We start from the raw sequence: 26,625 nt of genomic DNA on the forward strand, positions 1-26,625 counted from the left end.
ATGCTCCGGTCCGCCGCCGACTTCGAGACCGCTGAAAAGCGGGGGGAGCCGGCGCATCGTGAGGTTCGTCCGCGACCAGGCCGCGACCAGAAGGGGCCGGTTCTCCAGCGGCAGGCTCCACAGCCGGCCCCTGCGGACCGCGCCCCCACACAGCAGAACCCTCACCAGCCTCCCGAACTACCCCGGACCCAGCCCGAAGACCGGGACTATCCAGAACGGCTCCAACGCCACGACCACACCAGCCACCACAAGATCATCACATCAGGGTCAGACGGAGGTCTCCAGCCCAGCTCTCGCAGCGGATGCGACCGCGGGGAAATGAGAACTCCAGGGCAACGCGTCCGGTGTTCGGTTCGTGCTCTTCCCGCACCGCCAGAATGCTTTCCCCGATGTGATCCGCGAACGGTGTCTCGTTGCCGATCGCTCCCACAGTGACGCGTCCCGAATCGCCCATGTCGTAGCCGGTGTGGGGCCCCGACTCCTCGGCGATCAGGCACCCGTCCGATCCAGTCGTTACGTGAACGGCTGCACCCAGGTCATCGATCAGCCACACGTCCAGCGGCGCCGCGAGATCACCGCCGCCATATATGTGCCGCGAAGCGACGACCTCCCCGAGCAGGCGTCCCACGAGACTCTGGGCATCCGCCCCACCGCCGTGAAGCGGGCATTCGTTCGGCTTCTCCGACTCCATCGGCCGACAGTACCCCCAGCCGACCTACCAGCTCACAGCCTCATACGGGGCAGCCCTTAGCACTGGTCTCCGGTGCTGAGGGGGTGAATCGGGGAGTCAGAGGGGCGTGGGGGTGTGGGGTGTTCGGTCGGTGGGTGGGGGTTTTCAAAACCGGGTTTTGAAGACAGGCGTCGATTGCCGTCTTCGGTACGAGCGTGAGGACTGGATGTCCTGGCTTCGCGAAGCTCAGTGGGCCGAGGCAGCGGGTGGTTCGTTCGTCGCAGGGAGGGGCGGGTGGGGAGTGGGGGCGTTCTCAGGAGGACGCGGTCAGTGCCAGGGTGGCGAGGGCGGTGGCGAAGTAGAAGCCGGGGAAGGCGAGGTTGTAGAACACGCGGGCGCGCAGGTGGAAGGTGAGTGCGCCCAGGTAGAGCAGGACGAGACCGGTGGCCGCAGCGGTCCCCAGCAGGGGCGGCGCGGCGTCCGAGAGGCCGAGGAGGAGGCCTGCCGCGCCGGCCGCTTTGAGCGCGGCCAGCCGGGGCAGCCAGGACGGGGGGACGCCCACCTCCGCTGAGTTGGCCAGCACGAAGCGCGCCCGAGCGAGGTCGGCGGCGGCCATGGCGATGTTGATGGCGGCCGTGAGCAGCGTGACGATGAGGAGCGTGAGCGGAGTATCGGTCATGCCTTCAGGTTCTGCGGGCGCTGTGGCACTGTCCAATACCTCCTTCTATAACCTGAGGGCATGGACGTGGACACGCGTTTGCTTCGGTACTTCGCCGTGGTGGCGGAGGAGGGCAGTCTGACGGGGGCGGCGGAGAGGCTGTTCGTCTCGCAGCCTGCGCTGACCAAGCAGATCCGGCGCCTGGAGGACGGGCTCGGGGTACGGCTCTTCGTGCGTTCGCGGTCGGGGATGGCGCTGACCGAGGCCGGTCGTGAGCTCGCCGCGCGGGTGGTTGTACTGCTGGACGGCTGGGACGAGGCGGTGGGGGCGGTCGGCCGGGCGGCGCGGGTGCTGTGCCTGGGGTTCCTGGATGCGGGCGCGGTGGGTGACGTTCCCGAGGGCATCGCGGAGTTCCGGCGGGCGCGGCCGGAGTGGCGGGTGGAGTTGCGGCAGTTCGACTGGTCGGACCCGAGCGCCGGTCTGGCGCGGGGTGAGGTGGACGCGGCGGTGGTGCGTTTGCCGTTTCCGGGGCAGGAGAAGTTCTCGGTTCGGGAGCTGTTCGTCGAGGAGCGTGGGGTGCTGCTGCCGGTCCGGCATCCACTGGCGAACAGCGAGACGGTGGAGTTCCGGGAGTTGTTGGACGAGCCGTTCGTCTCGGCGGGGGCCGCAACCGGCGCCTGGAGGGAGCACTGGCTGGCGGTGGAGGAGCGCGACGGGCGCCCCGTGCGGGTCGGTGCCGTCACCAGCCGCCCCGACGAGTGGATCGGAGCGGTGGCCGGCGGCTGCGTGGCGCTGGCTCCCGCGTCGGCGGCTCGCTTCTACTCCCACCCGGATGTGGTGTTCCGTTCCGTCCGGGGGGTCTCGCCCAGCCGGGTGGGACTGGCCCGGCCTCGGGAGCGGACGCAGGCGGTGGTGTTGGACGAGCTGCTGGAGGCCCTCACTCGGCGGTTGAGCCGGAGCTGACGGTGTGGTTGGCGAACCTTTGGCGGCTGGCTGGGTGGATCTCGACGCTCTGGCTTTTGGGGGCGGTGGTGTCGGACTGCTTGCTCAATACGAGCGAGAGGTGGGGTGACCGCGTCGGCCGGGGCAAGGCGGGGCGCAGGGTGGGGAGGACAGAGGGAAGGCTGCGGCTGGTTTGGACGGCCTGCTTCCCGTCCGTGTTGTGGGGTCGGCGCTGGGGCGGGCTTGTCGAGGCCGTCGTTCGGTGGGGTGCTGAGCTGGAGTTCCTTTCGGGTTTGGGTGCGGGTGCGAATGGGGGTGCGGGTTTGGGGTCGGGGTCGTAACGCGACTCGACGAAGAAACATGCGTGGGGTGGGCATGTATAGGGCTTCAAAACCCGGTTTTGAAGCTGCCTTGTGTCCTGTGCGCTGTCGCTTCAAAACCGGGTTTTGAAGCTGGCCCCCCTCCCGCGCGCCGTTGCTTCAAAACCCGGTTTTGAAACCGGCCCCCCTCCTGTGCGCCGTGGTTTCAAAACCGGGTTTTGATGTCCCGTCTCAGCCGGGGGAGTCGCACGGGGAGCACCTGCCGACCTCTCTCGTGGGATGGTCCGCGACTCCTCCCTCCGTGCTCCTGGATCCGGAATCGCAGGACGTGGTTGCAGCCTTGGCGTGGCAGCCTTGGTGCTCTTCGGGGCGAAGGTGCTGCGGCGGTCGCCTCAAGTGCGGCACCCTGCAGCTCGCTTTCGGTACCAGATAGCCTGCGAAGGAAGCAGGTCGCCAGCCGTCGGGCTGTCACCAGAGAGGTGCTGCGGTTGTCACGCATGGGCGACCCCTGGGTCGTACGGGTACCGGTGCGGAGCATTCCTCGCGAGGAGCTCATCGCCATGCTTCGCGAACAGACGCCGGCTTGTGGACCTGCCCGCGACGTCTTGGCGGCCGGAGGCGTCTTCGAAGTCTTCGACGGTCTGGTCCCCGCCAGTCGGCACGCGGGGGTGTTCGCGATTCGTATGCGCACCGCCGCTCGGCGCGGGCGCACGGTCGGGGGCCTTGCCGCCTCTGTCGACATCCTCCGGCAGACCGGGGGAGAGCTTGTGCGTACCGGTCTCATCTACACAGCGGACAGGTCGTCCGTGTTCACGGTCTTCCTGAACTCCTCGGCGACAGAGGTGTTGGCCTGCGCGGGCGGACTCCGGCCCGGACCCCCGCAGCTGCCGGCAGCTGCCCTCGAGTGACAACACGTCGGCCGTTGTGCCGTCCATCGTGCTTCGGCTCAGCACGAGACCTGCGATCCGTTTCGGCGAAGTGGGTCCACGTGGCCCACGCGATCCGGTCCACGCAGGGCAGGGGCATGCTGACGACCGACTTCGTTGAGACGGGACATTTGAAGCGACGGATGTGGTGCTGAAGATCGCCGGGACGGGTGTTCAGGGGGAGGCGAGCCCTTTCGGCGGCAGAACGGCATTGCGGCCGGCACCTAGGGGTGGGGCGAGGTGGTGGGTGGAGGGCGGTCGGCTGGGTGTGGGGACGGGAAGGGAAGGGGGCGGGGGGGTCCGCAGCGTGGTGAGGACGCCGTTCCATGGGCGTGTAGATCGGGGTAGGCGTCGGGGAATCAAGCCGGCCTTGGGGCGGGGGAGAAGCGTGAGGAGTCCTGGGCTTGGCTCGTCGCGTGGATAGGTACTGTCTGTGGTCATTGAGCGCCGCTCAGGATGACAGGTCCGGCGGGGCGGTTGGGGATGTCCGGTCTGGCGTCGCGGCTGGGGAGCGGGCGGTGCGTCGGTGAGGGGGGCGGGGAGAGTGTCCGAGGCGGATGTCCTGCGGCAGGAGCCGGTGTTGTTGGTGGCGGCGAACGTGGTGGCCTGGCGTCGGTGCGGAGTCGGCGGCCAGGAACTGCGGCCGGGGACGAAGTTCTTCAAGGGCGGCGCGAAGGTCTACGTGGCCGATGTGTACTGGGGCCCGGGAGGTGAGCGGCTCACGGTGGTCGGACGTGAGCGGCACACCAGCCGGTGGATCGTCATCGACACGGCGACACGGCACCTCTACGGCTTCCGGCCGAAACTCGTCCACACCCCGCGCCTCTTGGAGCGGCTGCGTGAGACGGGACGCGGAGGCGGGCTCAACGCGGACTACGCGGCGGACGTCTCCGCGACGCTGGAACGGTACGCACGTCAGTACCGCGCCCAGGTCGCGCCGCGCTCCCCCCACCCGGACCGATGCCTGTGCCACGCCTGCCTCACCGGCGAAGCAGGGTGAAGCGTGCCCCCCGAACCGGCCCGGGCGGGCGCCGGAGCAGGCCCACCGCTGTTCTTCGCCGGCCGCGCCTCCTCCTCGCGTGTCGTCCGGTCGCAACTCCGGCGTTCCCGGGGGACCTTCGCCAGGGTCGACCAGGTGCAGGGGAGGGCGGGGCCAGTCGATTGCCCTGTGTCTTTTCCGGGGCGGGGTGGTCAGGTGGTGCTGTGGAAGCGGTTCATGTGGTTGTTGATGCTCTCCCTCGCTCCGCGGTAGCCGCAGCCTTGAGGGCACTCCTGCCACATTCCTTCCTCGACCGCCTTCTTGGTCACGGACTTGTCGCCGCTGGAGTCGTAGCCGTGGGCGTGGAGCATCTGCGCGACGCTGCCGTCGTGGTGGAGGGCGAGGAAGGCTGCCTCCGCCGTCTTGTCGTGGCCGGCGGCGAAGAAGCGGCCGTATCCGATGGCCTTGCCGCATCCGCAGTAGCAGTGTCCTGTGGGCTGCACGGTGTCCGTCATGCCGTCACGGTAGTGATTCGGCGGGCCTCAAGGCAATCCTTGGATGCCCAAGGACTTCCTTGGATAGCCATGGGTTTCCAAGGATTTCGCTTCCGTGGGCCGCGAGTGCGGCGATCCGGGGCCGGATCTTAGGATCGTTCCTGGAGAAGTTGTTGATTGTTGAATCAGTGGTGGATCGGTGTGCTCGGAGACCGCCAGGACAGCGTCTTCTACGACTTGGCTCTCCGGGCGGTTTTCTCGTGGCCGCTCCGGGAGCTGTGCGGCTGCGCTAGCCTCGGAGTCGTACCCGACTCGCAAGGGGGCCGTTGTGGCGCACCTGGTCTTCAACGAGGCTGAGCAGCGTGAGCTGCGGGAGGCCGCGCGTGCCGAATTCGCCGGCAACCCGGCGCTGGCGTACGTCCTCGAGAACCTTGCCTCCGAGGGCATCGACCTGGACCGCTGCCGGGACTGGGACGACATCCGCGTCGAGCGGGGCGTACCCGAACCGAGCGGGGAGACCCCGCACGTTGCCTAGGCACTCCCGCGGCAGGCGTCCCCGCATCGTCTTCATCGAGCCCGCCGGGACTCAGACCCGCGGCCTCACCGTCGAGCAGACCCTTCGACTCGACGCCGCCCTCGACGCGGTTGCCGCCGCCCCGGACGAGGTCAAGCCGCATGCCACGGCTTCCGCCCTGCGCGACTACCGGCACGACGGCATTCGCGTGATCTTCTACGCCACGGCCTTGGGCAGCATCCTCATCGTCACGTACGTCGAGGTCGGCTGAACCGCACGCGCTGTGCCGGGGATCCGGGGATCAGCCCCCGGGGCAGGTTCCGGAGTCGAGGATCTGCTTCTCGCCCTCGTCTCCCCAGTACAGGGCGACGACGTAGCGGTCGTACTGCCAGCCGCTGTTCTTCTCCGCCTCCGCCAGCAGCTTTCCGCAGCCGGTCTTCTCGACGATGTCCGTCAGATGCGACTGCTGTGCGCGCCCGCCGAGAGGTCCGTAACCGTCCTCGTGCGCCCAGACGTACATCGCGTGCTCCACGGGATCGAACCCGAGCTGGACGGCGCCCGCGTCGAGCGGCTCCAGTCCCGCCTCGCCCGCCCTCGCGTCCCACGCGGTCTGGAAGGCCTTCACCGTGCTGTCCGCGACCCGGATCTCGTCTCCGGCGCTGCTGGGGATGCCGGCGGTCACCAGGCCGAAGGTGTCGCCCGTCCAACGGCCGGCGGTCTCGCGGGAGCAGCCGTCGGCGGCGTCCCCGAAACCCAGCACCGGCGCGTCGCCCGCCTGCTCGCCGTACAGCCAGTGGACGGAGAACCGCCCGTACGGCCAGGTGGCGGGGTGTTCCCTCAGGTGGCGGGAGGCCACCGTGCAGGCGGCCATCTCGCCGATGCGGCGGAACATGTCCTGGTGGTCTTCGGGGATCTGCGGGACGGGGCCCGAGGTCACCACGATGGTCTGCGCCTCGTGGTGGAAGGTGACCTCGGGTGTCGACTGCTGCCAGCCCTTGGTGGAGAGCATCGCCTGGGCGAGGTCCCGGATCTCCCGCGCCGCCGCCGTCTCCTCCGGGGTCTCGGCACGCGTGCTGGCCGCCCATTCGCCGGGCAGGGGCTGGGTCTCGTCCTCGGCGCGGGTGTAGGCCGGATCGGGGACGGACGCCAGCGCCTCCCGGACGGACCGGGGGGTGAGGGGAGCGTCGGTTTGAGCGGTGGGGGTGGGGGTGGTGGCGGTGTCGGTGCTGGTGCCGGGGGCGGTGTCGTTGCTGGGCGTGAGTGTACGGCCAGGGGGTGTCGGGGTCGGGGTCGGCGTCGGGGTCGGCGTCGGGGAGCTGGTTGCGCTGCTCCTGTTCTTGTCCGTGCTGCCGCTGTCGGGGGAGAGGGCGAGGGCTCCGCCCACGGCTCCGCCGATGAGGCTTCCCACGGCGATCGCGGCGATGGTCACCCGTTTGCGGGAAGCGGAGTGCCGGCCGTGCCAGGCGGGGTCGTCCAGCGCGGGTATGTGCCACTCGGCCTCGATGAGACTGCCGACCAGGGTCGGTTCCGTGGCCGCTGCCGTGCCCGTGGCCACGGGCAGGACGCGCGTGGTCTGGGCGGCCAGGAGCGCGACGCATCGCTCTGCCGCCTCGGGGGCGGAGGGCCGCTCGTCCGGATCCTTGGCGAGGGCCTGCCCCACCAGCTCCCGCAAGGGGTGAGGGACGCCCGCGAGTTCAGGCGCCTCGGACATGACGCGGTACGCGACGACGTCCGGGGTGCCGGTGCCGAACGGGAGCCGTCCGGTGGCCGCGTACGCGACGAGCGCGCCCCAGGCGAACACGTCCCCGGCCGGCCCGGCGGTGCCTGTGCGGTAGTGCTCGGGGCTGATCCAGCCGGGTGTCCCCGTCATCACACCGGTCCGGGTGACGGAGGTGCCGTCGGCCGCGTGCGCGATTCCGAAGTCCAGGACGCGCGGGCCGGCGGGGGCGAGGATGACGTTCTGCGGCTTCACGTCCCGGTGCACCACTCCGGCCTGGTGGATCGCGGCCAGGGCCTGGGCGGTACCCGCCGCGAAGGCGTGCAGGCTTCCGTCGGCGAGGGGGCCGTGGGCGGCCAGGTGCTGGTTCAGGGTCGGCCCCGGCGCGTACGCGGTGGCCAGCCAGGGGGAATCGGCCTCTGTGTCAGCCGCCAGGAGCGGGATCAGGCACGGGCCCGTGACGCGGGAGGAAAGGGCGACCTCGCGGCGGAACCGGGCCCGGAACTCCGGGTCCTCGGCTTGTGCCGGGTGGATGACCTTCACGGCGACCCGCATCCCATGGGGGTCGAGTGCGGCGTGGACGGTCCCCATGCCACCTGTGCCGAGACGGCCGACGACCCGGTACGGGCCCACCTTCTTGGGGTCGCCCGGGCGGGCGGGGAGGATCCGTACGCCGGAGCCGGCCATGGTCACGGGGTTGGTTCCTCCGGCGTCGTCGAACTGTGGAGAGGGGCGGGAGAGGCGGGAGGGCGCGTTCGGTGGTGGACCCCGCTCGTCCCTCCGGCCTCAGGGCGGATGCTATCCGGGGATCGCCCTCGTGGGACGGCTGATCGCAAGAAGAAGGGGGCGGCGCCCAGGGGCAGTTCTGCGGGGCCGGTGACGACGCGTCCGCGTGTGTGGCCGTTTCCCGCGCACGTGCGGGGACGCGGGAAGCGGCGTCACACGGAGCGGCCCGTCCTGTGGGCGTCCGTCATGACCGTACGGCCCCGCACGGCCGCGCGCAGGTTTTGTTGCCCCGTCTGGTCGGACGCTGTCCGGGTGGGCTCTGACCGGCCGTGGGACTCCGCCCGGTCCTGGGCGTACCGCGGATCGTTGGTGTCTCCGCCACCGCCACCGCCACCGCCACCGCCACCGCCACCGCCACCGCCACCGTCACCCTCAACCTGCGCACCGGTTTCGCCGGTTCCGGCGCGTCCTTCACCCCCGGCGGGCACCAGGGCCCCGTCCTCGCCCAGTTGCTCGACCAACTGCTCGCCCGGGCCGGGGCACTCGCCCGGATCCGTGCCGTCGGGGCCGTAGTCATCGCCGACCGCGAGGCGGGCGTTGGTGGAGCGGGCGTTGATGGAGCGGGCGTTGGCCAGGCGGGCCTCGGCGGGGCGGTGATCGGGGCAGCCGACAGCGGCTGCCCCGATGTTCCCCGCGGGCGGAGGCGGCTCCCCGCCTCGCGGTCTCGGGGGAGACTCAGGCGAGGCAGAACTCGTTGCCCTCGATGTCCTGCATCGTGATGCACGACTCGTTGACGCCGTCGGCGCGCTGCGTGAGCACGTGTTTCCCGCCGAGCGCCATCAGCCGCGCGCATTCGGCCTCGAGCGTGGCGAGCCGCTCCTCGCCCACGAGCCCGGCGCCGGCCCGCACGTCGAGATGCACCCGGTTCTTGACGACCTTGCCTTCGGGAACTCGCTGGAAGAGCAGGCGCGGGGCCGCACCCGAGGGGTCGGTGCACGCGAAGTAGATCTCGTCCTCGGGCGGCAGCGAGCGGTGGTGCTCCTCCCACGTGGCGAAGCCCTCCGGGACCGCCGGCATGACGTACCCCAGCACCTCGCACCAGAAGGCGGCGAGGCGTGCGGGCTCCGCGCAGTCGAAGGTCACCTGGAACTGTTTGATCGTTGACATCGGCGCACGATAACAGGGCCCTGCTCGTCTTCCCAGGTCGGGAGGCCCACACGCGGTCGGGAGGCCCACACGCGGCCGGGAGGAGGCGTCTGCTCCCCACTGCCGTGCCGTGCTGACGCAGCTCGGCCGAGGGACGCCCCTGACGAGCCGGTGCGTGAGGGCGGAACGGACGGACGTGGTCTCAGCCCCGGGTCAGCAGCACCACCTGGAGCACGCGTGGACCGTGCACGCCCTCGACCCGGTCGAGTTCGATGTCGCTGGTGGCCGACGGGCCCGAGATCCACGTCAGGGGGCGGGCCGGGTCGATCCGGGGCAGTGCTCGGGGCACGGAGGCCACGATCCGGTCGGCGGCGTGGACGACGCAGATGTGCACGTCGGGCACGAGGGTGAGGGCGCGGCGGCCCTGGCCCGGGCCGCCGTCCAGGACGATCGTGCCGGTCTCGGCGATGGCCAGGGCGCAGCCGGTGACCACGGCGTCCGTGGTGTCCAGGTCGTGCGGGGTGAGGGGGGTCTCCTCGTCGTGGCGCTGTTCCGCGGTCGTCCCGGACAGCCAGGGGGACGGGAGTCCGGGCGGGACGGCGACCGTGCGGGCGCCGTGCCGGTCGAGGATTTCCGCGATCAGGGCGGGGAGTTCGCTCTCCGTGGCGCGGTGCACGATCGCGCGGTAGTCGGCGAGGTTCTCGTGGAGGAGGTCCAGGAGCGCGGCGGGGTCCTCCGGGGCGTGGGAGGTGAGGTAGTCGCGGGCGGGTTCCGCCGCGCGGGGGGTGTCGGCGAGGGCCCGGCGGATGCGGCCCAGGACGCGTTCGCGGGAGTTCTGGCTCACGGACGGTCTCCTGTGGGATCTCCCGCGCGGTTCTTCTTCCACCAGTCGCGGAACGGTTCGGCGGGCATCTCGGGAAGGTCGCGGCTCTCGGTCCACTGGCGGGCGCCGGGGCCGGGCAGCTTCTTCGGGTGCAGGGCGCGGGTCTTCGACGCGACGCGTTCGCCCGCCGCGAGGGCGGCGGGGTGGTCGAGGATCCAGCCGGCCGCCTTGATGGCGGCCTTCTCCAGGCGGTGGCCCGGCCCGCCCTGGTCGGCGACCTTCTCGCGGAGGTGGACGAGGACTTCGGGGATGTCGATGGCGACGGGGCAGACGTCGTAGCAGGCGCCGCACAGGGAGGAGGCGTACGGGAGGGAGGCGTCGACCTCGCTCTGCGTTCCGCGCAGCTGCGGGGTGAGGATCGCGCCGATCGGGCCGGGGTAGACGGAGCCGTACGCGTGCCCGCCGGCGCGTTCGTACACCGGGCAGACGTTGAGGCAGGCGGAGCAGCGGATGCAGCGCAGCGCCTGCCGGCCGACCTCGTCGGCGAGGGTGTCGGTGCGGCCGTTGTCGAGGAGGACGAGGTGGAAGGCGCTCGGGCCGTCGCCGTCGGTGGTGCCGGTCCACATGCTCGTGTACGGGTTCATGCGCTCGGCGGTGGAGGAGCGGGGGAGGGTCTGGAGGAAGACCTCCAGGTCGCGCCAGGTGGGCACGACCTTCTCGATGCCGACGACGGAGATCAGGGTCTCGGGGAGGGTGAGGCACATGCGGCCGTTGCCCTCGGATTCGACGACGACGAGGGTGCCGGTCTCGGCGACCATGAAGTTGGCGCCGGAGATGCCGACCTTGGCGCGCAGGAACTTCTCCCGGAGGTGGAGGCGGGCCGCTTCGGCGAGTTCGGCGGGGGTGTCGGTGAGGCCGTCGGGGGCCCCGCGGCCCCACTTGGCCATCTCGGAGGCGAAGATGTCGCGGATCTCGCCGCGGTTGCGGTGGATGGCGGGGACGAGGATGTGGGAGGGCCGGTCCTCGCCGAGCTGGACGATGAGCTCGGCGAGGTCGGTCTCGTAGGCGCGGATGCCCTCGGCCTCCAGGTGCTCGTTGAGGCCGATCTCCTGCGTGGCCATCGACTTGACCTTGACGACCTCGGTCTCGCCGGTGGCCTTGACCAGGTCGGTGACGATCCGGTTGGCCTCGTCCGCGTCCGCCGCCCAGTGCACGGTGCCGCCGGCGGCCGTGACCGCCTCCTCCAGCTGGACCAGGTAGTGGTCGAGGCCGCTCAGGGTGAGGTCCTTGATGCGCTTCCCGGCCTCGCGCAGTTCGGCCCAGTCGTCGAGTTCGGAGACGGCCACCGCCCGCTTGTCGCGGATGGTGTGGGTGGCGTGGCGCAGGTTCGCGCGCAGGGTGGTGTTCCGTACGGCGTCGTGCGCGGCCTTCGGGAAGGCCGGCATGCCGATGAAGGTCCCGCTCATACGAAGGGCTCCTCTTCCGTGCTCGCGAGGATCTCGGCGAGGTGCAGGGCGCGCTGCGGGGCGTCCTGGCGGCGCAGCATGCCGCCGAGGTGCATCAGGCAGGAGTTGTCGGCGCCGCACAGGACCTCGGCGCCGGTGGACAGGGAGTTGCGGATCTTGTCGGCGCCCATCGCGGCCGACACGTCCGGGTTCTTCACCGCGAAGGTGCCGCCGAAACCGCAGCACTCCTCCGCCCCCGGCAGGTCCACCAGTCTCAGGCCCTTCACCGCTTCCAGGAGGCGGCGCGGGCGGTCGCCCAGGCCGAGCATCCGCAGGCCGTGGCAGGACGGGTGGTAGGTCACCTCGTGGGGGAAGTACGCGCCCACGTCCGTCACGCCGAGGACGTCGACGAGGAACTCCGTCAGCTCGTACGTCCGCGGGACGAGGGAGTCGGACGCCCGGACCAGCGCGTCGCCGCGACCCTCGGCGCGCGCCTTCGCCCCGATCCTGGGGTAGTTGTCGCGGACCATGGCCACGCAGGAGCCGGACGGGGTGACCACGTGGTCGTAGCCCTCGAAGGCGCGGGCCATGCGGTGGACCAGGGGTTCGGTCTCGCGGCGGTAGCCGGTGTTGTACTGGGGCTGGCCGCAGCAGGTCTGGGCGGCGGGGAAGTCCACCTCGACGCCGAGGCGTTCGAGGAGCTTCACGGTGGCGACGGCCGTGGACGGGTACACGGCGTCGTTGACGCAGGTGGCGAAGAGGGCGACGCGCATCAGGAGTTCCTCGGGGCGGAGTCGAGTCGGGCGGCGGCCGCGTCCCAGGCGGCGGCGTCGCCCCGGGGGGCGTAGTGCCGCAGGTGCTGGGTGGAGGCGACCAGCCGGCGCATGTCGGCCAGGTCCCCGACCAGGCCGGCTGCGCGGGCCTGCACGAGGATATTGCCCAGCGCGGTGGCCTCGGTGGGGCCCGCGACGACGGGAAGGCCGGTGGCGTCGGCGGTGAGCTGGCACAGCAGGTCGTTGCGCGAGCCGCCGCCGACGAGATGGATCCGGCCGATGTCGCGGCCGGCCAGTTCGGCGGCCTGCCGCAGCGTACGGCGGTGGGCGAGGGCCAGGCTCTCCAGGATGCAGCGGACGACCGCGCCCTGGCCGCCGGGCACGCGCTGGCCGGTGCGGGCGCAGTGGTCGCGGATGCGGGCCGGCATGTCGCCGGGGGCGAGGAACTCCGGGGCGTCCGGGTCGACGAGGGAGGCGAAGGGTTCGGCGCGGGCGGCGTCGGCGAGGAGGGCGGGGAGGTGGGTGGGCAGGTTCTCCTGCTCCCAGGTGCGCCGGCACTCCTCCAGGAGCCACATGCCCATGATGTTGCGCAGGTAGCGGATCGTGCCGTCGACGCCGCGCTCGTTGGTGAAGTTCGCCGCCCGGGACTCCTCGCTCAGCACCGGGGCGTCCAGTTCGAGACCCGCCAGCGACCAGGTGCCGCACGAGATGTAGGCGAAGTCCGGCTCGGTCGCGGGCACGGCGACGACCGCGGAGGCGGTGTCGTGCGAGGCGACCGTCGTCACCGGCGTCCGGGGGTCGAGCCCCGTGTACGCGGCTACGTGGGGCAGCAGGGTGCCGGCCGGGTCGCCGGGGGCGCGCAGCGGCGGGAAGAGGCCGGGGTCGAGGGAGAGCCGGCTCAGGAGTTCGTGGGACCAGGTGCCGGTGCGGGCGTCGAAGAGGCCGGTGGTGGAGGCGTTGGTCTCCTCGGCGCCGATCGAGCCGGTCAGCCAGTGGATCAGCAGGTCGGGGACGAGGAGCAGGGTGCGGGCGGCGTCCCGCTGGACGGTTCCTCGGCTGGACGCCAGCTGGAAGACCGTGTTGAACGGCAGGTGCTGCAGGCCCGTGATGCCGTACAGCTTCTCGCGGCCGATCTCGGCCCGGACGCGTTCGGCGACTTCGTCGGTCCGCTCGTCGCGGTAGTGGAAGGGGTGGCCGAGCAGGGCGCCGTCCGCGTCGAGGAGACCGTAGTCGACGGCCCAGGTGTCCACGCCGATGGAGGCGACGCCGCCGGAGCGGGCTGCCTCGCACAGTCCGTCGAGGACGCCCTGGAAGAGGGCCAGGACGTCCCAGCGGAGCCCGTCGGGCAGACGCACGGGGGTGTTGGGGAAGCGGTGGGCCTCGGTCAGGTCGAGGTTGTCCGGGCCGACCCGGCCGAGGATCACGCGCCCGCTGGTGGCGCCGAGGTCGACCGCGGCGAACGCGGAGGAGAAGGCGGAGGAGGGGGAGGAGGGGGAGGCGGAGGTCGGGGGAGTGGTGGTCACGGGGGCTTCCTCCGCGGGGCGGGTGGTTCGTCGGGGTGGGAGAAGGAGGGAGGGGGAGGGAGGGCTAGGGGGGTGGAGGGGGAGGAACGGGGAGGGAGGGCGAGAGGGAGGAGCGGGGAGGGAGGGGGGAGCGGGAATCGGGGAGGACGGGTGGCGGACCGGCGGCGAGGGGCACGGCGTCAGGGCGCCGGAGTGTTGGCCGTGCCCGTGCGGATCGCGCCGTCGGGCCGCTACCCGTGCGGATCGCGCCGCCGGGCCGCCACCCGTGCGCCTGGGACCGGCGGGGTGGTTCCGGGGCGGGTGCGTCAGTCACCCGCCCCGAAACGATCAGGGGCCTCAGCGCAGGAAGGCCGCCGCCACGCCGGCGTCGACGGGGATGTGGAGGCCGGTGGTGTGGGTGAGGTCGCCGCCGGTGAGGGCGAAGACCGCGTTGGCGACGTGCTCGGGGAGGACCTCGCGCTTGAGGAGGGTGCGCTGGGCGTAGAACTCGCCGAGCTTCTCCTCCTCGATGCCGTAGGTGGCGGCGCGCTGGGCGCCCCAGCCGGCGGCGAAGATGCCGGAGCCGCGGACGACGCCGTCGGGGTTGACGCCGTTGACGCGGATGCCGTGCTCGCCCAACTCCGCTGCCAGCAAACGTACTTGGTGGGCCTGGTCGGCCTTGGTGGCGGAGTAGGCGATGTTGTTCGGTCCGGCGAAGACCGCGTTTTTGGAAGCGATGTAGACGATGTCGCCGCCCAGGTTCTGCGCGGTCATGATCCGGGCGGCCTCGCGGGAGACGAGGAAGGAGCCGCGGGCCATGATGTCGTGCTGGAGGTCCCAGTCGCGGGCGGTGGTCTCCAGGAGCGGCTTGGAGATCGAGATGCCGGCGTTGTTGACGACGAGGTCGACGCCGCCGAAGGCGAGGACGGCCTCCCGGAACGCGGCGCCGATCTGCTCCTCGTCCGTCACGTCCACGGTCACCGCGACGGCCTTGTCCGGGCCGCCCAGCTCCTCGGCCACGGCGCCGGCGTTCTCGCCGTTCAGGTCGGCGACGACGACGCAGGCGCCCTCGGAGACCAGCCGGTGGGCGATGGCCTTTCCGATGCCGGAGCCCGCGCCGGTCACCAGGGCGACGCGGGTGGCGAGGGGCTTCGGCTTCGGCATGCGCCGCAGCTTGGCCTCCTCCAGCTCCCAGTACTCGATGCGGAACTTCTCCGCCTCCTCGATGGGGGCGTAGGCGGAGACGGCCTCGGCGCCGCGCATGACGTTGATGGCGTTGACGTAGAACTCGCCCGCGACGCGCGCGGTCTGCTTGTCCTTGCCGAAGGAGAACATGCCGACGCCGGGCACCAGCACGATCGCCGGGTCCGCGCCGCGCATCGCGGGGGAGTCGGCGGTGGCGTGCCGCGCGTAGTAGGCGGCGTACTCCTCCCGGTACTCCGCGTGCAGCTCCTTCAGCCGGGTCACGGCCTCGTCCAGCGGGGCCGTGGGCGGCAGGTCCAGGACGAGCGGCCGGACCTTGGTGCGCAGGAAGTGGTCGGGGCACGAGGTGCCCAGGGCGGCCAGGCGCGGGTGCTGGTCGTGGGCGAGGAAGTCCAGGACGACGCCGGAGTCGGTGAAGTGGCCGACCTGCGGGCGGTCCTGCGAGGCCAGGGAACGGATGGCGGGGGCGAGCGCGGCGGCCCGCTCCCGGCGCTCGCTGCCGTCCAGCGCCGCGTACCCCTCCAGCGGCGCGCCGAACGGCTGCTCCTTGCCACGCTCGGCGAGGAAGGTCTCGGCCGTGCGGATCATCCACAGGGCGTTGGCCCCGCATTCCTCGGAGGTGGCGCCCCAGGCGGTGATGCCGTGCCCGCCGAGGACGACGCCGACGGCCTCCGGGTGGGCTTCCTTGATCGCCGCGATGTCCAGGCCGAGCTGGAAGCCCGGGCGGCGCCACGGCACCCACGCCACCTTCCCGCCGTAGCACTCCGCCGTCAGCTTCTCGCCGTCGGCGGCGCAGGCCAGCGCGATGCCGGAGTCGGGGTGCAGGTGGTCGACGTGGGCCGCGTCGACCAGGCCGTGCATCGCGGTGTCGATGGACGGGGCCGCGCCGCCCTTGCCGTGCAGGCAGTAGTCGAACGCGGTGACCATCTCGTCCTCGCGCTCCACCCCCGGGTACACGTCCTTGAGCGCCCGCAGCCGGTCCAGACGCAGCACGGCGAGGCCGTCCTCGGTCAGCGTGCCGAGGTCGCCGCCGGACCCCTTCACCCACATCAGCTCGGTGTCCGAGCCGGTGACCGGGTCGGTGACGGTGCCCTTCGCGGAGGCGTTGCCGCCGGCGTAGTTGGTGTTGCGCGGGTCGGAGCCCAGCCGGTGCGCGCGGTCGAGGAGCGCGGCGACTTCGGGGTGGGTGGCCATGTGCGATCAGTCCTTCGGGGGTCGAAGAGTCAGGGGGAGGGAGCGTCCTCGGGGGCGGGGCCCTGTCGGGGCGCGGGCCTCGTCAGGTGCGGTCCCGACGGGGCGCGGGGCCCGGCACGGAGCAGGCCCCGCCAGGGCGCGGACTTCGTCGGGCGCGCCCCCGTCGGAGTGCGGGCCTCGCCAGGGCGCGGGGCCTCGTCGGGCGGGGTCCCGACGGGGTGCAGGCTCCGACGGGACGTGGGCTTCGTCGGGCGAGGCCCCGACGGGGCGCGGGGTCTCGTCAGGGCGCGGCCCCCCGACGGGACGCGGGGCCTCGCCAGGGCGCGGTGCCCCGTCGGCCGCGTAGGTCAGGCGCCCCAGCCGGCCTGCTCGCCGCCGACGCGTTCGGCCGCGATCCGGTCCTGCCAGCCGGAGGCGGCGTACGCGGCGACGGGGTCGGGGTGCAGGCCCCGCTCCTCGCGGACCTCCCGCAGGAGCGGGCGCACGTCGGTGTTGTACGCGTCCATCAGCACGGCGTTGGCGGCGAGCACGTCGCCGTCGCGCTGGGCGGCGGCGAGGGCGTCGGTGTCGACGAGGAGGGCCTTGGCGGTGGCCTCCTGGACGTTCATCACGGAGCGGATGACGGCCGGGATCTTCGCCTCGATGTTGTGGCACTGGTCGAGCATGAAGGCCACGTCCGTGGCCGGGTCCAGACCGCCGTTCTTGGCGACCTCGTGCATGATCCGGAAGAGCTGGAAGGGGTCCGCGGAGCCGACCATCAGGTCGTCGTCGGCGTAGAAGCGGGAGTTGAAGTCGAAGCCGCCGAGCTTCCCCTCCCGCAGGAGGAAGGCCACGATGAACTCGATGTTGGTGCCCGGCGCGTGGTGGCCGGTGTCCACGACGACCTGGGCCCTGGGGCCGAGCCTGAGGCAGTGGGCGTACGAGGTGCCCCAGTCCGGCACGTCGGTGGTGTAGAAGGCCGGCTCGAAGAACTTGTACTCAAGGAGCAGACGCTGCTCGTCGCCGAGCCGCGCGTACACCTCGGCCAGTGCCTCCGCCAGCCGCTCCTGGCGGCCGGCGATGTCGTCCTGCCCGGGATAGTTGGTCCCGTCGGCGAACCACAGCTTCAGGTCCGTCGAACCGGTGGCGTCCATGATGTCGACGCACTCCAGGAGGTGGTCGACGGCCTTGCGGCGGACCTTCGCCTCGGGGTGGCAGACGCTGCCGAGCCGGTAGTCGTCGTCCTGGAAGGTGTTGGAGTTGATCGCGCCCAGCTCCAGGCCGCGGTCCTTCGCGTAGGCGCCCAGCGCCGCGTAGTCGTCGACCTTGTCCCACGGGATGTGCAGCGACACCTTCGGCGCGACGCCGGTGAAGGCGTGCACCTGGGCGGCGTCGTCCAGCTTCTCGTACGGATCCCGGGGCACGCCCTCCCGCGCGAACACCTTGAACCGGGTGCCGGAGTTTCCGTAGCCCCAGGACGGAGTCTCGATCCGCTGGCCGGAGAGTGCGGCCTTCGCGGCGGCGATGTCGGACATGGGTCACCTCGGGATGACTGGGAAGGCGGGGAGCCCCGGGGGTGGGGTCGGCGGGCACGGAACCGGTCGAGTGAATCGATTCATTCCGAAGAGGAAGCTAACCCCCGTGAAGGTGTCCGTCAAGGTGCCGCACAAGGTGCGATCCGTGCCCCGATCCGCGTTATCGAATCGTGCCGTTCGGGCTTCACCTGCCCTGAACTGCCCGATCTTCACGCAGTTCAATGGCGATCGAAGCGCGCCCGGAGGGCCTGGAGGGCGCACCCGGCGGCCGGGGGCTCTTGACCGGCGCGGCGGGCGGGGTTAGCTTCCGGGCAACCCGAATGAAACATTTCACCCCGGGTGACTACTTCGGCGCCTTCCTTCGCGCCCCGCCGACGCGCCCACCCCCTCCCGCAGTCCCTGCCACACCCATGGAGAACGCAATGACGCACTCTGAGCCGGAGAGCACTCCGGTGCTCGCGCTGGAGGGGGTGAGCAAGTCCTTCGGCGCCGTCCGGGCGCTACGCGGCGTCTCGCTGCGGCTGTACGCCGGAGAGGCCCACGCCCTCGCCGGCGAGAACGGCGCCGGCAAGTCGACCCTGATCAAGACCCTCGCGGGCGTACACCGCCCCGACACGGGCACCGTGCTGCTCGACGGCCAGCCCGTCGACTTCCACAGCCCGGCCGACTCCCGCGACGCGGGCGTGGCCGTGATCTACCAGGAGCCGACCCTCTTCCCCGACCTGTCGGTGGCGGAGAACATCTTCGTGGGGCGCCAGCCCCGCCGCTCGCTCCGCCGCGTCGACCACAAGGCCGTCAGGCAGGCCGCGGCCGGCCTCTTCGCCCGCCTCGGCGTCGCCCTCGACCCCGACCAGCCCGCCCGCGGCCTGTCCATCGCGGACCAGCAGCTCGTCGAGATCGCCAAGGCGCTCTCCTTCGACGCGCGGGTCCTGATCATGGACGAGCCGACGGCCGCGCTCACCGGCAGCGAGGTCGCCCGCCTCTTCCGCGTCGTCAAGACGCTGCGCGAGCAGGGCGCGGCGGTGCTCTTCATCTCCCACCGCCTGGAGGAGATCTTCGACCTCTGCCAGCGCGTCACCACCCTGCGGGACGGCGCCTACGTCGCCAGCGAGCCCATCGAGGGCCTCGGCGAGGACGACCTGGTGCGCCGCATGGTCGGCCGCGACCTCGACGAGCTGTACCCCAAGCAGGAGGCCGAGATCGGCGAGGTCGCGCTCAGCGTCCGCCGCCTCACCCGGGAGGGCGTCTTCACCGACGTCTCCTTCGAGGTCCGCCGCGGCGAGATCGTCGGCCTCGCGGGCCTGGTCGGGGCCGGCCGCAGCGAGGTGGCCCGGGCCGTCTTCGGCGTCGACCGCTTCGACGGCGGCGAGGTCGAGGTGCTGGGGAAGAAGCTGACGCCGGGCGCGCCGAGCCTGGCCATGGCGGCCGGCATCGCGCTCGTCCCCGAGGACCGCAGGGCCCAGGGCCTGGTGATGGACATGTCCATCGAGCGGAACATCGGACTCACCGGCTTCGCCGACACCTCCCGGGCCGGACTGATGGACCGCCGCGCCGAGCGCAGCCGGGCGGTGGACTGGGCGGTGAGGCTCCAGGTCAAGTACGCCCGCATGGCCGACGTCGTCGGCACGCTCTCCGGCGGCAACCAGCAGAAGGTCGTGCTCGCCAAGTGGCTGGCGACCGCCCCGGACGTCCTGATCGTGGACGAGCCGACCCGCGGCATCGACGTGGGCACCAAGGCCGAGGTGCACCGGCTGCTCTCCTCGCTCGCCGCCGACGGCGTCGCGGTGCTGATGATCTCCTCCGACCTCCCCGAGATCCTCGGCATGGCCGACCGGGTCCTCGTGATGCACGAGGGCCGGCTGACCGCCGAGATCCCGAGGCCGGAGGCGACCGAGGAGACCGTGATGGCAGCGGCGACCGGCCGCGGCGACCGAGGAAGGGAAGCGGCATGACGACGACCGCAGGCCCGGTGCGGGCCGAGACCGCACCCGCCCCCACCGCCTCGCGCGGCCTGGTCGGCAAGGTGCTCAAGGCCCGCGAGCTGGCCGTGGCAGCCGTCCTCGTCGTGATGCTCGGCGCCACCCAGCTGGCCAACGGCGAGTTCCTCTCCGAGCAGGGCGTCAAGGACCTGATGCTCAACGCGACCATCCTGGTCCTGGTCGCCACCGGCCAGGCCGTCGTGGTCATCACCAGGAACGTCGACCTCTCCGTCGGCTCCGTGCTCGGCATCTCCGCCTTCGCCGCGGGCCTCTACCTCCAGGACGGCGGCGACCCGGTCGTCGCGCTCCTCCTGGCGACCGCCCTCGGCGCCCTCTTCGGCCTGCTCAACGGAGCGCTCGTCAGCCTCGGCAAGGTACCCGCCCTGGTCGTGACCCTGGGCACCCTCTACATCATCCGCGGCATCGACTCGATCTGGGTCGGCTCCCGCCAGATCACCGCCGACGCCCTGCCGCAGGGCTTCGTCGACTTCGGCCACGACGGGATCGGGGTGGTGCCCCACCTCGCCCTGCTCGCCGGCGCCGTCCTCGCCGCCGTCGCCTACTACCTGCGCAACTACCACAGCGGACGCGACATGTACGCGCTCGGCTCCAGCCCCGAGGCGGCCCGCCTCGCCGGCGTCCCGGTCACGAAGCGGATCACCACCGCGTACGTGCTCTGCGGCGCCCTCGCCGGTCTCGCCGGCGCGCTCTACCTCGCGCGCTTCGGCAACGTCGACTCCGCCACCGGCACCGGCTACGACCTCACCGTCGTCAGCGCCGTCGTCGTCGGCGGCGTCGCCTTCACCGGCGGCTCCGGCACCGTCTACGGCGCCGCCCTCGGCGCCCTGCTGCTGACCTCCATCAACAGCGTCCTGCCCGCCCTCGGCGTCAGCTCGGTGTGGGTCACCGCGATCAACGGCGTCCTGCTGCTGCTCGCCATCGCCGTCGACCGGATCCTGGCCCTGCGGGTGGCCGCGTCCCTGCGCAAGAAGGCCGCACAGATGAGGAGTGCCCGCCATGCCTGACACCATCCAGCAGCCCCCGCCGCTCGCCCGGCTCCAGGGCGCGCTGCGCTGGGACACCGTCGTCGCGGCCCTCCTGCTGACGCTGCTGATCTGCTCCTTCTCCTTCGTCGACAACTTCGGCAACGCGCTGAACCTGTCGTTCCTCATCGGCAACACCCTGCCGATCGCCCTGATCGCCCTGCCCATGACCATGCTCGTGGTCTCCGGCGAGATCGACCTGTCGGTCGGTTCCACCGCCGGACTCTCCGGGGCCGTGATGGGCGCCCTGTGGAACGCGGGCATGGCGATCGAGACGATCATCCCGATCTGCCTGCTCCTCGGCGTCGTCTGCGGCCTGGTCAACGGCCTGCTCGTCACCCGCCTCGGCCTGCCGTCCCTCGCCGTCACCATCGGCACCATGGCCGCCTACCGAGGCATCGCGCAGATCGTGCTCGGCTCCGACTCGGTCACCGACTTCCCCGCCCAGTACCTGGACTTCGGCGCCGGACGGATCGGCGACACCTTCATCCCGTACGCCGCCGTTCCCTTCACCGTCCTCCTCGCCGTCGCCGTCGTCGTCCTGCACGCGACCCCCGTCGGGCGGTCGCTGTTCGCGACCGGCGCCGGCGAGGAAGCCGCCCGCTTCGCCGGCATCCGGGTCAAGCGGCTCAAGCTGTCGATGTTCGTCACCACCGGCGTGCTCTCCGCGCTCACCGGCGTCTTCTGGGCCCTGCACTACGCCAGCGCCCGGTACGACAACGCCACCGGCCTGGAGATGGCCGTCATCGCCGCCGTCCTCCTCGGCGGCGTCGACTTCGACGGCGGCAAGGGCACCCTCGGCGGCGCCGTCGCCGGCGTCTTCCTCCTCGGCACCCTCCAGAACGTCATGAGCCTGGTGAACGTCTCCGCCCAGTCGCAGACCATCGTCACCGGCGTCCTCCTCGTCGTCTCCGTGCTCGCCCCCCGCGTCGGCCGCCGGATCTCCCGGGCCCGGGCACGCGGGAAGACGACCGCGCCGCCGCCACCGGGCGCCGCCGTCACCACCACCTGACGCCGCGAGAGCCCGTACCGCCCCGGCGCTCCTCGGAGGCCCCTCCGGAGCCGCTCCGCGCAACCCCGCACACCCCCTCCACCCCGGGCGTCCGCCCGGCCGTGCCCCGCTGCCCCCGCAGCGAGAGGAAGAGAGAGCACCATGTACGCCACCTCCGCCAGAAGCCGCCGCCTCACCGCCGCGCTGGCCGTCACCGCCACCCTCGTCCTCGGCGCCACCGCCTGCTCGGGCACCACGAAGGACTCCGCGAAGACGGAGTCGGGCCCGGCCGCCACCGGCAAGGCGGACGCCGGCGCGGCGACCAAGAAGGGCCTGACGGTCGCCTTCCTGCCCAAGCAGGTCAACAACCCGTACTTCACCACCTCCGACAACGGCGGCAAGAAGGCCCTGGAGCAGCTCGGCTCCACCTACAAGGAGGTCGGCACCAGCAGCGGCACCGACACCGCCGGCCAGGTCTCCTACGTCAACACCCTCACCCAGCAGCAGGTCGACGGCATCGCCGTCTCCGCGCAGGACCCCGGCGCCCTGTGCACCGCCCTCAAGCAGGCCATGAAGAACGGCATCAGCGTCGTCACCTACGACTCCGACACCCAGGCCGACTGCCGCCAGGTGTACGTCTCGCAGGCCAGCACCGAGGACCTCGGCCGCACCCAGGTCCAGCTGCTCGCGAAGCAGATCGGCGGCAAGGGCGAGATCGCGATCCTCTCGGCGGCCCAGACGGCCACCAACCAGAACACCTGGATCGACTTCATGAAGAAGGAGCTGGAGAAGCCGGAGTACAAGGACATCAAGCTCGTCAAGATCGCCTACGGCGACGACGACGCCCAGAAGTCCTTCCAGCAGACCCAGGGCCTGCTCCAGGAGCACCCGAACCTGAAGGGGATCATCTCGCCCACCACGGTCGGCATCAAGGCGGCCGCCCAGTACCTGTCCGGCTCGCAGTACAAGGGCAAGGTCAAGCTGACCGGCCTGGGCACCCCCAACGACATGCGCGCCTACGTCAAGGACGGCACGGTCGAGGGCTTCGAGCTGTGGGACCCGGCCAAGCTCGGCGCGCTCGCCGCCCACGCGGCCGTCGCCCTGGAGTCCGGCCAGATCACCGGCGCCGAGGGCGAGACCCTCAAGGCCGGCGACCTGGGCACCTTCACCATCGGTGCCGACGGCGTGGTCTCCCTCGGCAAGCCGACCGTCTTCGACGGGACCAACATCGACCAGTTCCACTTCTGACCGGTCACGCCGGGCCGGGGCCGCACCACGAGCACGAGGTGCGGCCCCCCCACGTCCCCCACCCCCGTCCCCACTCCCGCCCCCGTCCCCACTCCCGCCCCCGTCCCCACTCCCGCCCCCGTCCCCACCCCCGCCCCCACTCCCACCCCCACCACGAGCGAGGTCGTCCGTGCAGCGCGTCTGCTTCCTGCTGAAGGTCCGGGCCGAGAAGGTCACGGAGTACCGCGAACGCCACCGGGCCGTCTGGGCCGAGATGCTCGACGCGCTGTCCGCGGCCGGCTGGCACAACTACTCCCTGTTCCTGCGCGAGGACGGTCTGCTCGTCGGGTACCTGGAGACCCCGGACTTCGACCGGGCGCGTGCCACGATGGACGCCACCGGGGTGAACGCGCGCTGGCAGGCGGAGATGGCCGGCTTCTTCGAGGAGCTGGACGGCCGGGCGCCCGACGCGGCCATGCGCCCGCTCACCGAGGTCTTCCACCTCGCATGACGCATAGGATGACGCCTCCCGGCGGCGCCGCGCTCGGACGAGCACAGAGCAGGACGGACCAGGTGGGACGGATGAGGGATTCGGCACGGACGGTCAGCATCAAGGACGTGGCGCGCGAGGCCGGGGTCTCCGTCGGCACGGTGTCGAACGTGATCAACCGGCCCGACCGCGTCTCCGACGAGACCCGCCGCCAGGTGCGGGGCGCCATCTCCCGCCTCGGCTACGTGCGCAGCGAGTACGCCCGCCAGCTCCGGGCCGGCAGCAGCCGCATCGTGGCCCTGCTCGTCCTCGACATGGGCAACCCCTTCTTCGTCGACATCGCCCGGGGCGCCGAGCGCGCCGCCCGCGCGGCCGGCCTCGGCGTCATGGTCTGCAACAGCGCCCAGGACCCCCGGGAGGAGGCCGACTACCTGTCCCTCTTCGCCGAACAGCGGGTGCGGGGCGTCCTCGTCACCCCGGCCGACCCGGGCGGCCCCGGCCTCAGGGAGTTCCGCCGCCAGGGCATCCCCTACGTCCTCGTCGACCGGGTGGCGGCCGACGAGGACGCCTGCTCGGTCTCCGTCGACGACGTCGTCGGCGGTTCCCTGGCGGTCCGGCACCTGACCGCGGCGGGCCACCGCTCGATCGCCTACGTCAGCGGCCCCGCCCATCTCCAGCAGGTGCGGGACCGGCGGGAAGGCGCCCTCATCGCCCTCGCGGAGGCCGGGCTTCCGGCCGACGCCCTCCAGGAGGTGCCCGCCGAGCGGCTCGACGTCGCGGCCGGCCGGGACGCGGGCGCCCGGCTCCTCGGCCTGTCCACCCGCCCCACCGCCGTGTTCTGTGCCAACGACCTGCTGGCCCTCGGCGTCCTCCAGTCCCTCTACGCGGCCGGCGTCCGGGTCCCCGACGACATGGCGATCGTCGGCTACGACGACATCGAGTTCGCCGCGGCGGCCACCGTCCCGCTGACCTCGGTGCGCCAGCCCGCCCTCACCATCGGGTCCATCGCCGCCGGCCTGCTCCTCCAGGAGACCGGCGAGAACGCCCACCTCCACGAGCACGAACGCGTCATCCTCCAGCCGGAACTGGTGGTCCGTCAGTCCAGCCTCGCCCGCTGAGCGCGCCGAAGCGGCGCAGCCGGCAGGCGAGCGTCCGGATCAAGCACGTCACGACCGCCCGGTGGCCCGTCGTGTTATCGTCGGATCCGGAGTGATGATCATTTCGCTCATGGAGACCGAAGGAGGTGTGTTGATGACTGTCGTGGAGACGCACGCTGTGCGCGGTGCCCGGTTCATCCTCACCTCCCGGGCCTCGTCCTGACCTTCGCCTGCCTTCCTCCCCCGGAGGAGTGGTTCCGGCACGCATGCCGTCCGGCGAGGCCCCTGTTCAAGGGTCTCCACGTTGTTTCGTCAACCCCTGTCCTTCCCGTCTCCTTCGTCCCTCCTCCCCCCTTCCGCGCGCGTCGTGACACTGGCCGGTTACGGCTGGGACACCGCACGTGAGCGCTCCTTCACCCCGTCGCGTGCCGCCGGACTCGTTCCGGGCCGCGTCGTGCGGGCCGAGCGCGGCCGGTGCGACGTCGTCGCCGAAACCGGCCCCGTCCGCGCGGTGGTCGTGCCCTCCGCCGGCGCCGGTGACGGACCGGCGCCGCACACCGGCGACTGGGTGGCCGTCCGGCCGGCCGGCGCGACCACCTCCGCGGCGGTGGTCGAGGTGCTGGAGCGCAGGACCGTCGTGGTCCGCTCCACCGTCTCGCGTACCTCCCACGTCCAGGTGCTGGCCGCGAACGTCGACACCGTGGCGGTGGCCGTCAGCCTCGCCGACCCGCTCAAGCTCGGGCGCGTCGAACGGATGCTCGCCCTGGCCTGGGAGAGCGGCGCCACGCCCGTGGTCGTCCTCACCAAGGCCGACCTGTGCGCCGACCCCGCCTCGGCGTCCGCCGAGGTGGCCCGGGCCGCCCCGGGAGTGGAGGTGCTGGTCACCAGCGCCGCCACGGGCGAGGGCGTGGACGTCCTCGCCGCCGCCCTGTCGGGCACGGTCGTCCTGCTCGGCCCCTCGGGCGCGGGCAAATCCACCCTCGGCAACCGCCTGCTGGGCGAGGACCGCCTGGCCACCGGCGCGGTGCGCGACAGCGACGGCAAGGGCCGGCACACCACGGCCTGGCGGGAGCTGCTGCCGCTGCCCCGGGGCGGGGTCCTGCTGGACACCCCGGGCCTGCGTGCCGTGGGCCTGCACGACGCCGAGGACGGGCTGGAACAGACCTTCGCCGACATCACCGCACTCGCGGAGGACTGCCGCTTCGCGGACTGCGCCCACACCACCGAACCGGACTGCGCCGTTTCGGCCGCCGTCGAGGACGGCTCCCTCACCCGGCGGCGCCTCGACAGCTACCACCGGCTCCACCGCGAGAACGACCACGCCCTCGCGCGCACCGACGCGCGGCTGCGCGCCGAACTGGAACGGCCCAAGAAGCAGATCGCGCGCCACGCGCGCGCCCTCAAGCAGTCCCCCCACTTCAAGGCATGACGGAAAGGAACCCGGTCATGGACCTTCCCCGCATCTTCACCGTCCGCGAGAGCGGCCACCGCATCCACAACCCGCTGACCGCCGACCAGTTGGCCACCCTGGGCGCGTCACTCCGCCTCCCCGCCGGCACCCGGGTGCTCGACCTGGCCAGCGGTTCGGGCGAAATGCTGTGCACCTGGGCACGCGACCTGGCCTTCACCGGCACCGGGGTCGACATCAGCACGCTCTTCACCGGGCAGGCCCGGGCCCGCGCCGCCGAACTCGGCGTGGCCGACGAGGTCGAGTTCCTCCACGGCGACGCCACCGGCCACGTCTCGGACGAGCCCGTCGACCTCGCCGCCTGCGTCGGCGCCACCTGGATCGGCGGCGGCGTCGCAGGAACGGTCGAACTGCTCCAGCGCAGCCTCCGCCCCGGAGGACTGATGCTGATCGGCGAGCCGTACTGGCGGCGGACGCCCGCCGACGACGAGACCGCCAAGGCCTGCCACGCCACCTCCACCGCCGACTTCCTGGAACTCCACGACCTGATCGGACAGTTCCAGGACCTCGGGTACGACGTCGTGGAGATGGTGCTCGCGGACCAGAACAGCTGGGACCGCTACGTCGCGGCCCAGTGGCTCAGCATGCGCCGCTGGCTCGACCAGAACCCGGACGACGAACTCGCCGCCGAAGTAAGGGAAGAACTCACCACCGAGCCCGCCCGCTACGCGCGCCACGGACGCGAGCACCTCGGCTGGGGAGTCTTCGCCCTCATGAAGCGCTGACCCCCCGTCCGGTGCGGGGTCCCGGCGTGATCACGCCGGGACCCCGCACCGGACACCCT

23 protein-coding genes and 1 pseudogene are annotated in these 26,625 nt (G+C 71.9%); 12 read left to right on the top strand and 12 right to left on the bottom strand.

Annotated elements, in window-relative coordinates:
• The 3 genes and pseudogenes from ACF1ED_RS20670 to ACF1ED_RS20680 form a co-directional block, all read right to left on the bottom strand.
• Window positions 1–246, bottom strand: a pseudogene (locus ACF1ED_RS20670) (IS5/IS1182 family transposase); the annotation flags it as partial.
• A 10-nt stretch (window positions 247–256) separates the two neighbouring features.
• The gene (locus ACF1ED_RS20675; RefSeq protein WP_391762429.1) at window positions 257–691 is read right to left on the bottom strand and encodes a hypothetical protein; all 435 of its coding nucleotides are present in this window, start codon (window positions 689–691) and stop codon (window positions 257–259) included.
• Between the two features lie 292 nt (window positions 692–983).
• A complete protein-coding gene (locus ACF1ED_RS20680) occupies window positions 984–1,349 on the bottom strand; it encodes a DoxX family protein (RefSeq protein ID WP_391762431.1) in 366 nt (121 codons plus the stop codon).
• Between the two features lie 60 nt (window positions 1,350–1,409).
• Here ACF1ED_RS20680 and ACF1ED_RS20685 point away from each other — a divergent pair, with 60 nt between their 5' ends.
• Together ACF1ED_RS20685 and ACF1ED_RS20690 are read left to right on the top strand one after the other, a co-directional pair.
• Entirely contained in the window at window positions 1,410–2,291 is an 882-nt protein-coding gene (locus ACF1ED_RS20685; RefSeq protein ID WP_391762433.1) for a LysR family transcriptional regulator, read from the top strand.
• A 1,769-nt stretch (window positions 2,292–4,060) separates the two neighbouring features.
• Entirely contained in the window at window positions 4,061–4,516 is a 456-nt protein-coding gene (locus tag ACF1ED_RS20690) for a hypothetical protein (protein WP_391762435.1), read from the top strand.
• 191 nt (window positions 4,517–4,707) lie between these two features.
• Here the strand turns inward: ACF1ED_RS20690 and ACF1ED_RS20695 are convergent, their stop codons facing one another.
• Window positions 4,708–5,010, bottom strand: a complete 303-nt coding sequence (locus ACF1ED_RS20695; RefSeq protein ID WP_391762437.1) for a hypothetical protein — start codon at window positions 5,008–5,010, stop codon at window positions 4,708–4,710.
• 307 nt (window positions 5,011–5,317) lie between these two features.
• On the opposite strand from ACF1ED_RS20695, the gene ACF1ED_RS20700 reads away from it, so the two are divergent.
• Together ACF1ED_RS20700 and ACF1ED_RS20705 are read left to right on the top strand one after the other, a co-directional pair.
• A complete protein-coding gene (locus ACF1ED_RS20700; protein WP_391762439.1) occupies window positions 5,318–5,524 on the top strand; it encodes a hypothetical protein in 207 nt (68 codons plus the stop codon).
• Complete coding sequence (locus ACF1ED_RS20705) at window positions 5,517–5,774, top strand: hypothetical protein (protein WP_391762440.1); 258 nt, start codon at window positions 5,517–5,519, stop codon at window positions 5,772–5,774. The genes ACF1ED_RS20700 and ACF1ED_RS20705 overlap by 8 nt, the downstream gene beginning before the upstream one ends.
• 30 nt (window positions 5,775–5,804) lie before the next feature.
• On the opposite strand, the gene ACF1ED_RS20710 is transcribed toward ACF1ED_RS20705, so the two are convergent.
• From ACF1ED_RS20710 to rhaI, 8 genes are all read right to left on the bottom strand, one after another.
• On the bottom strand, window positions 5,805–7,907 hold the full coding sequence (locus ACF1ED_RS20710; protein ID WP_391762934.1) for a serine/threonine-protein kinase: 2,103 nt from the start codon (window positions 7,905–7,907) through the stop codon (window positions 5,805–5,807).
• Between the two features lie 774 nt (window positions 7,908–8,681).
• Complete coding sequence (locus ACF1ED_RS20715) at window positions 8,682–9,113, bottom strand: VOC family protein (protein WP_391762442.1); 432 nt, start codon at window positions 9,111–9,113, stop codon at window positions 8,682–8,684.
• 181 nt (window positions 9,114–9,294) lie between these two features.
• Window positions 9,295–9,936 (bottom strand): lactate utilization protein C, encoded by a 642-nt coding sequence (locus ACF1ED_RS20720; protein ID WP_391762444.1) that lies wholly within the window; start codon window positions 9,934–9,936, stop codon window positions 9,295–9,297.
• On the bottom strand, window positions 9,933–11,381 hold the full coding sequence (locus tag ACF1ED_RS20725; RefSeq protein WP_391762446.1) for a LutB/LldF family L-lactate oxidation iron-sulfur protein: 1,449 nt from the start codon (window positions 11,379–11,381) through the stop codon (window positions 9,933–9,935). Before ACF1ED_RS20725 ends, ACF1ED_RS20720 begins: the two co-directional genes overlap by 4 nt.
• Window positions 11,378–12,133 carry a (Fe-S)-binding protein gene (locus ACF1ED_RS20730; RefSeq protein ID WP_391762448.1) on the bottom strand — a complete coding sequence of 252 codons (756 nt, stop codon included), beginning with the start codon at window positions 12,131–12,133 and terminating at the stop codon, window positions 11,378–11,380. Before ACF1ED_RS20730 ends, ACF1ED_RS20725 begins: the two co-directional genes overlap by 4 nt.
• Window positions 12,133–13,656: a rhamnulokinase family protein gene (locus tag ACF1ED_RS20735; protein WP_391762450.1), complete on the bottom strand. Its 1,524-nt coding sequence runs from the start codon at window positions 13,654–13,656 to the stop codon at window positions 12,133–12,135. Before ACF1ED_RS20735 ends, ACF1ED_RS20730 begins: the two co-directional genes overlap by 1 nt.
• A 336-nt stretch (window positions 13,657–13,992) precedes the next feature.
• The gene (locus tag ACF1ED_RS20740) at window positions 13,993–16,032 is read right to left on the bottom strand and encodes a bifunctional aldolase/short-chain dehydrogenase (RefSeq protein ID WP_391762452.1); all 2,040 of its coding nucleotides are present in this window, start codon (window positions 16,030–16,032) and stop codon (window positions 13,993–13,995) included.
• Window positions 16,033–16,379: 347 nt separating this feature from the next.
• Complete coding sequence (gene rhaI / locus ACF1ED_RS20745; protein WP_391762454.1) at window positions 16,380–17,546, bottom strand: L-rhamnose isomerase; 1,167 nt, start codon at window positions 17,544–17,546, stop codon at window positions 16,380–16,382.
• A 422-nt stretch (window positions 17,547–17,968) separates the two neighbouring features.
• Between rhaI and ACF1ED_RS20750 the strand changes: the two genes are divergently transcribed.
• The 8 genes from ACF1ED_RS20750 (at window position 17,969) to ACF1ED_RS20785 (ending at window position 26,566) form a co-directional block, all read left to right on the top strand.
• Window positions 17,969–19,498 carry a sugar ABC transporter ATP-binding protein gene (locus tag ACF1ED_RS20750; protein WP_391762456.1) on the top strand — a complete coding sequence of 510 codons (1,530 nt, stop codon included), beginning with the start codon at window positions 17,969–17,971 and terminating at the stop codon, window positions 19,496–19,498.
• Window positions 19,495–20,550, top strand: coding sequence for an ABC transporter permease (locus ACF1ED_RS20755; RefSeq protein WP_391762458.1), 1,056 nt, complete (start codon window positions 19,495–19,497; stop codon window positions 20,548–20,550). Before ACF1ED_RS20750 ends, ACF1ED_RS20755 begins: the two co-directional genes overlap by 4 nt.
• On the top strand, window positions 20,543–21,580 hold the full coding sequence (locus tag ACF1ED_RS20760; RefSeq protein ID WP_391762460.1) for an ABC transporter permease: 1,038 nt from the start codon (window positions 20,543–20,545) through the stop codon (window positions 21,578–21,580). Before ACF1ED_RS20755 ends, ACF1ED_RS20760 begins: the two co-directional genes overlap by 8 nt.
• Before the next feature lie 141 nt (window positions 21,581–21,721).
• Window positions 21,722–22,807, top strand: coding sequence for a rhamnose ABC transporter substrate-binding protein (gene rhaS, locus ACF1ED_RS20765; protein WP_391762462.1), 1,086 nt, complete (start codon window positions 21,722–21,724; stop codon window positions 22,805–22,807).
• Between the two features lie 169 nt (window positions 22,808–22,976).
• A complete protein-coding gene (locus ACF1ED_RS20770; protein ID WP_391762464.1) occupies window positions 22,977–23,297 on the top strand; it encodes an L-rhamnose mutarotase in 321 nt (106 codons plus the stop codon).
• A 71-nt stretch (window positions 23,298–23,368) separates the two neighbouring features.
• Window positions 23,369–24,394 carry a LacI family DNA-binding transcriptional regulator gene (locus ACF1ED_RS20775; RefSeq protein ID WP_391762466.1) on the top strand — a complete coding sequence of 342 codons (1,026 nt, stop codon included), beginning with the start codon at window positions 23,369–23,371 and terminating at the stop codon, window positions 24,392–24,394.
• Between the two features lie 352 nt (window positions 24,395–24,746).
• Window positions 24,747–25,802 (top strand): ribosome small subunit-dependent GTPase A, encoded by a 1,056-nt coding sequence (gene rsgA, locus ACF1ED_RS20780; RefSeq protein WP_391762936.1) that lies wholly within the window; start codon window positions 24,747–24,749, stop codon window positions 25,800–25,802.
• Window positions 25,803–25,819: 17 nt separating this feature from the next.
• A complete protein-coding gene (locus tag ACF1ED_RS20785) occupies window positions 25,820–26,566 on the top strand; it encodes an SAM-dependent methyltransferase (RefSeq protein WP_391762468.1) in 747 nt (248 codons plus the stop codon).
• The last annotated feature ends 59 nt before the right edge of the window (window positions 26,567–26,625 follow it).

Source organism: Streptomyces sp. NPDC014656 (genome assembly GCF_043084305.1).
In the GTDB taxonomy this organism is placed as follows: Bacteria; Actinomycetota; Actinomycetes; order Streptomycetales; family Streptomycetaceae; genus Streptomyces.

Coding starts and splice junctions, on each gene's coding strand:
- ACF1ED_RS20675 (WP_391762429.1), bottom strand. CDS start 691: ATGGAGTCGGAGAAGCCGAACGAATGCCCGCTTCACGGCGGTGGGGCG.
- ACF1ED_RS20680 (WP_391762431.1), bottom strand. CDS start 1,349: ATGACCGATACTCCGCTCACGCTCCTCATCGTCACGCTGCTCACGGCC.
- ACF1ED_RS20685 (WP_391762433.1), top strand. CDS start 1,410: ATGGACGTGGACACGCGTTTGCTTCGGTACTTCGCCGTGGTGGCGGAG.
- ACF1ED_RS20695 (WP_391762437.1), bottom strand. CDS start 5,010: ATGACGGACACCGTGCAGCCCACAGGACACTGCTACTGCGGATGCGGC.
- ACF1ED_RS20710 (WP_391762934.1), bottom strand. CDS start 7,907: ATGGCCGGCTCCGGCGTACGGATCCTCCCCGCCCGCCCGGGCGACCCC.
- ACF1ED_RS20715 (WP_391762442.1), bottom strand. CDS start 9,113: ATGTCAACGATCAAACAGTTCCAGGTGACCTTCGACTGCGCGGAGCCC.
- ACF1ED_RS20725 (WP_391762446.1), bottom strand. CDS start 11,381: ATGAGCGGGACCTTCATCGGCATGCCGGCCTTCCCGAAGGCCGCGCAC.
- ACF1ED_RS20730 (WP_391762448.1), bottom strand. CDS start 12,133: ATGCGCGTCGCCCTCTTCGCCACCTGCGTCAACGACGCCGTGTACCCG.
- ACF1ED_RS20740 (WP_391762452.1), bottom strand. CDS start 16,032: ATGGCCACCCACCCCGAAGTCGCCGCGCTCCTCGACCGCGCGCACCGG.
- rhaI (WP_391762454.1), bottom strand. CDS start 17,546: ATGTCCGACATCGCCGCCGCGAAGGCCGCACTCTCCGGCCAGCGGATC.
- ACF1ED_RS20750 (WP_391762456.1), top strand. CDS start 17,969: ATGACGCACTCTGAGCCGGAGAGCACTCCGGTGCTCGCGCTGGAGGGG.
- ACF1ED_RS20755 (WP_391762458.1), top strand. CDS start 19,495: ATGACGACGACCGCAGGCCCGGTGCGGGCCGAGACCGCACCCGCCCCC.
- ACF1ED_RS20760 (WP_391762460.1), top strand. CDS start 20,543: ATGCCTGACACCATCCAGCAGCCCCCGCCGCTCGCCCGGCTCCAGGGC.
- rhaS (WP_391762462.1), top strand. CDS start 21,722: ATGTACGCCACCTCCGCCAGAAGCCGCCGCCTCACCGCCGCGCTGGCC.
- ACF1ED_RS20775 (WP_391762466.1), top strand. CDS start 23,369: ATGAGGGATTCGGCACGGACGGTCAGCATCAAGGACGTGGCGCGCGAG.
- ACF1ED_RS20785 (WP_391762468.1), top strand. CDS start 25,820: ATGGACCTTCCCCGCATCTTCACCGTCCGCGAGAGCGGCCACCGCATC.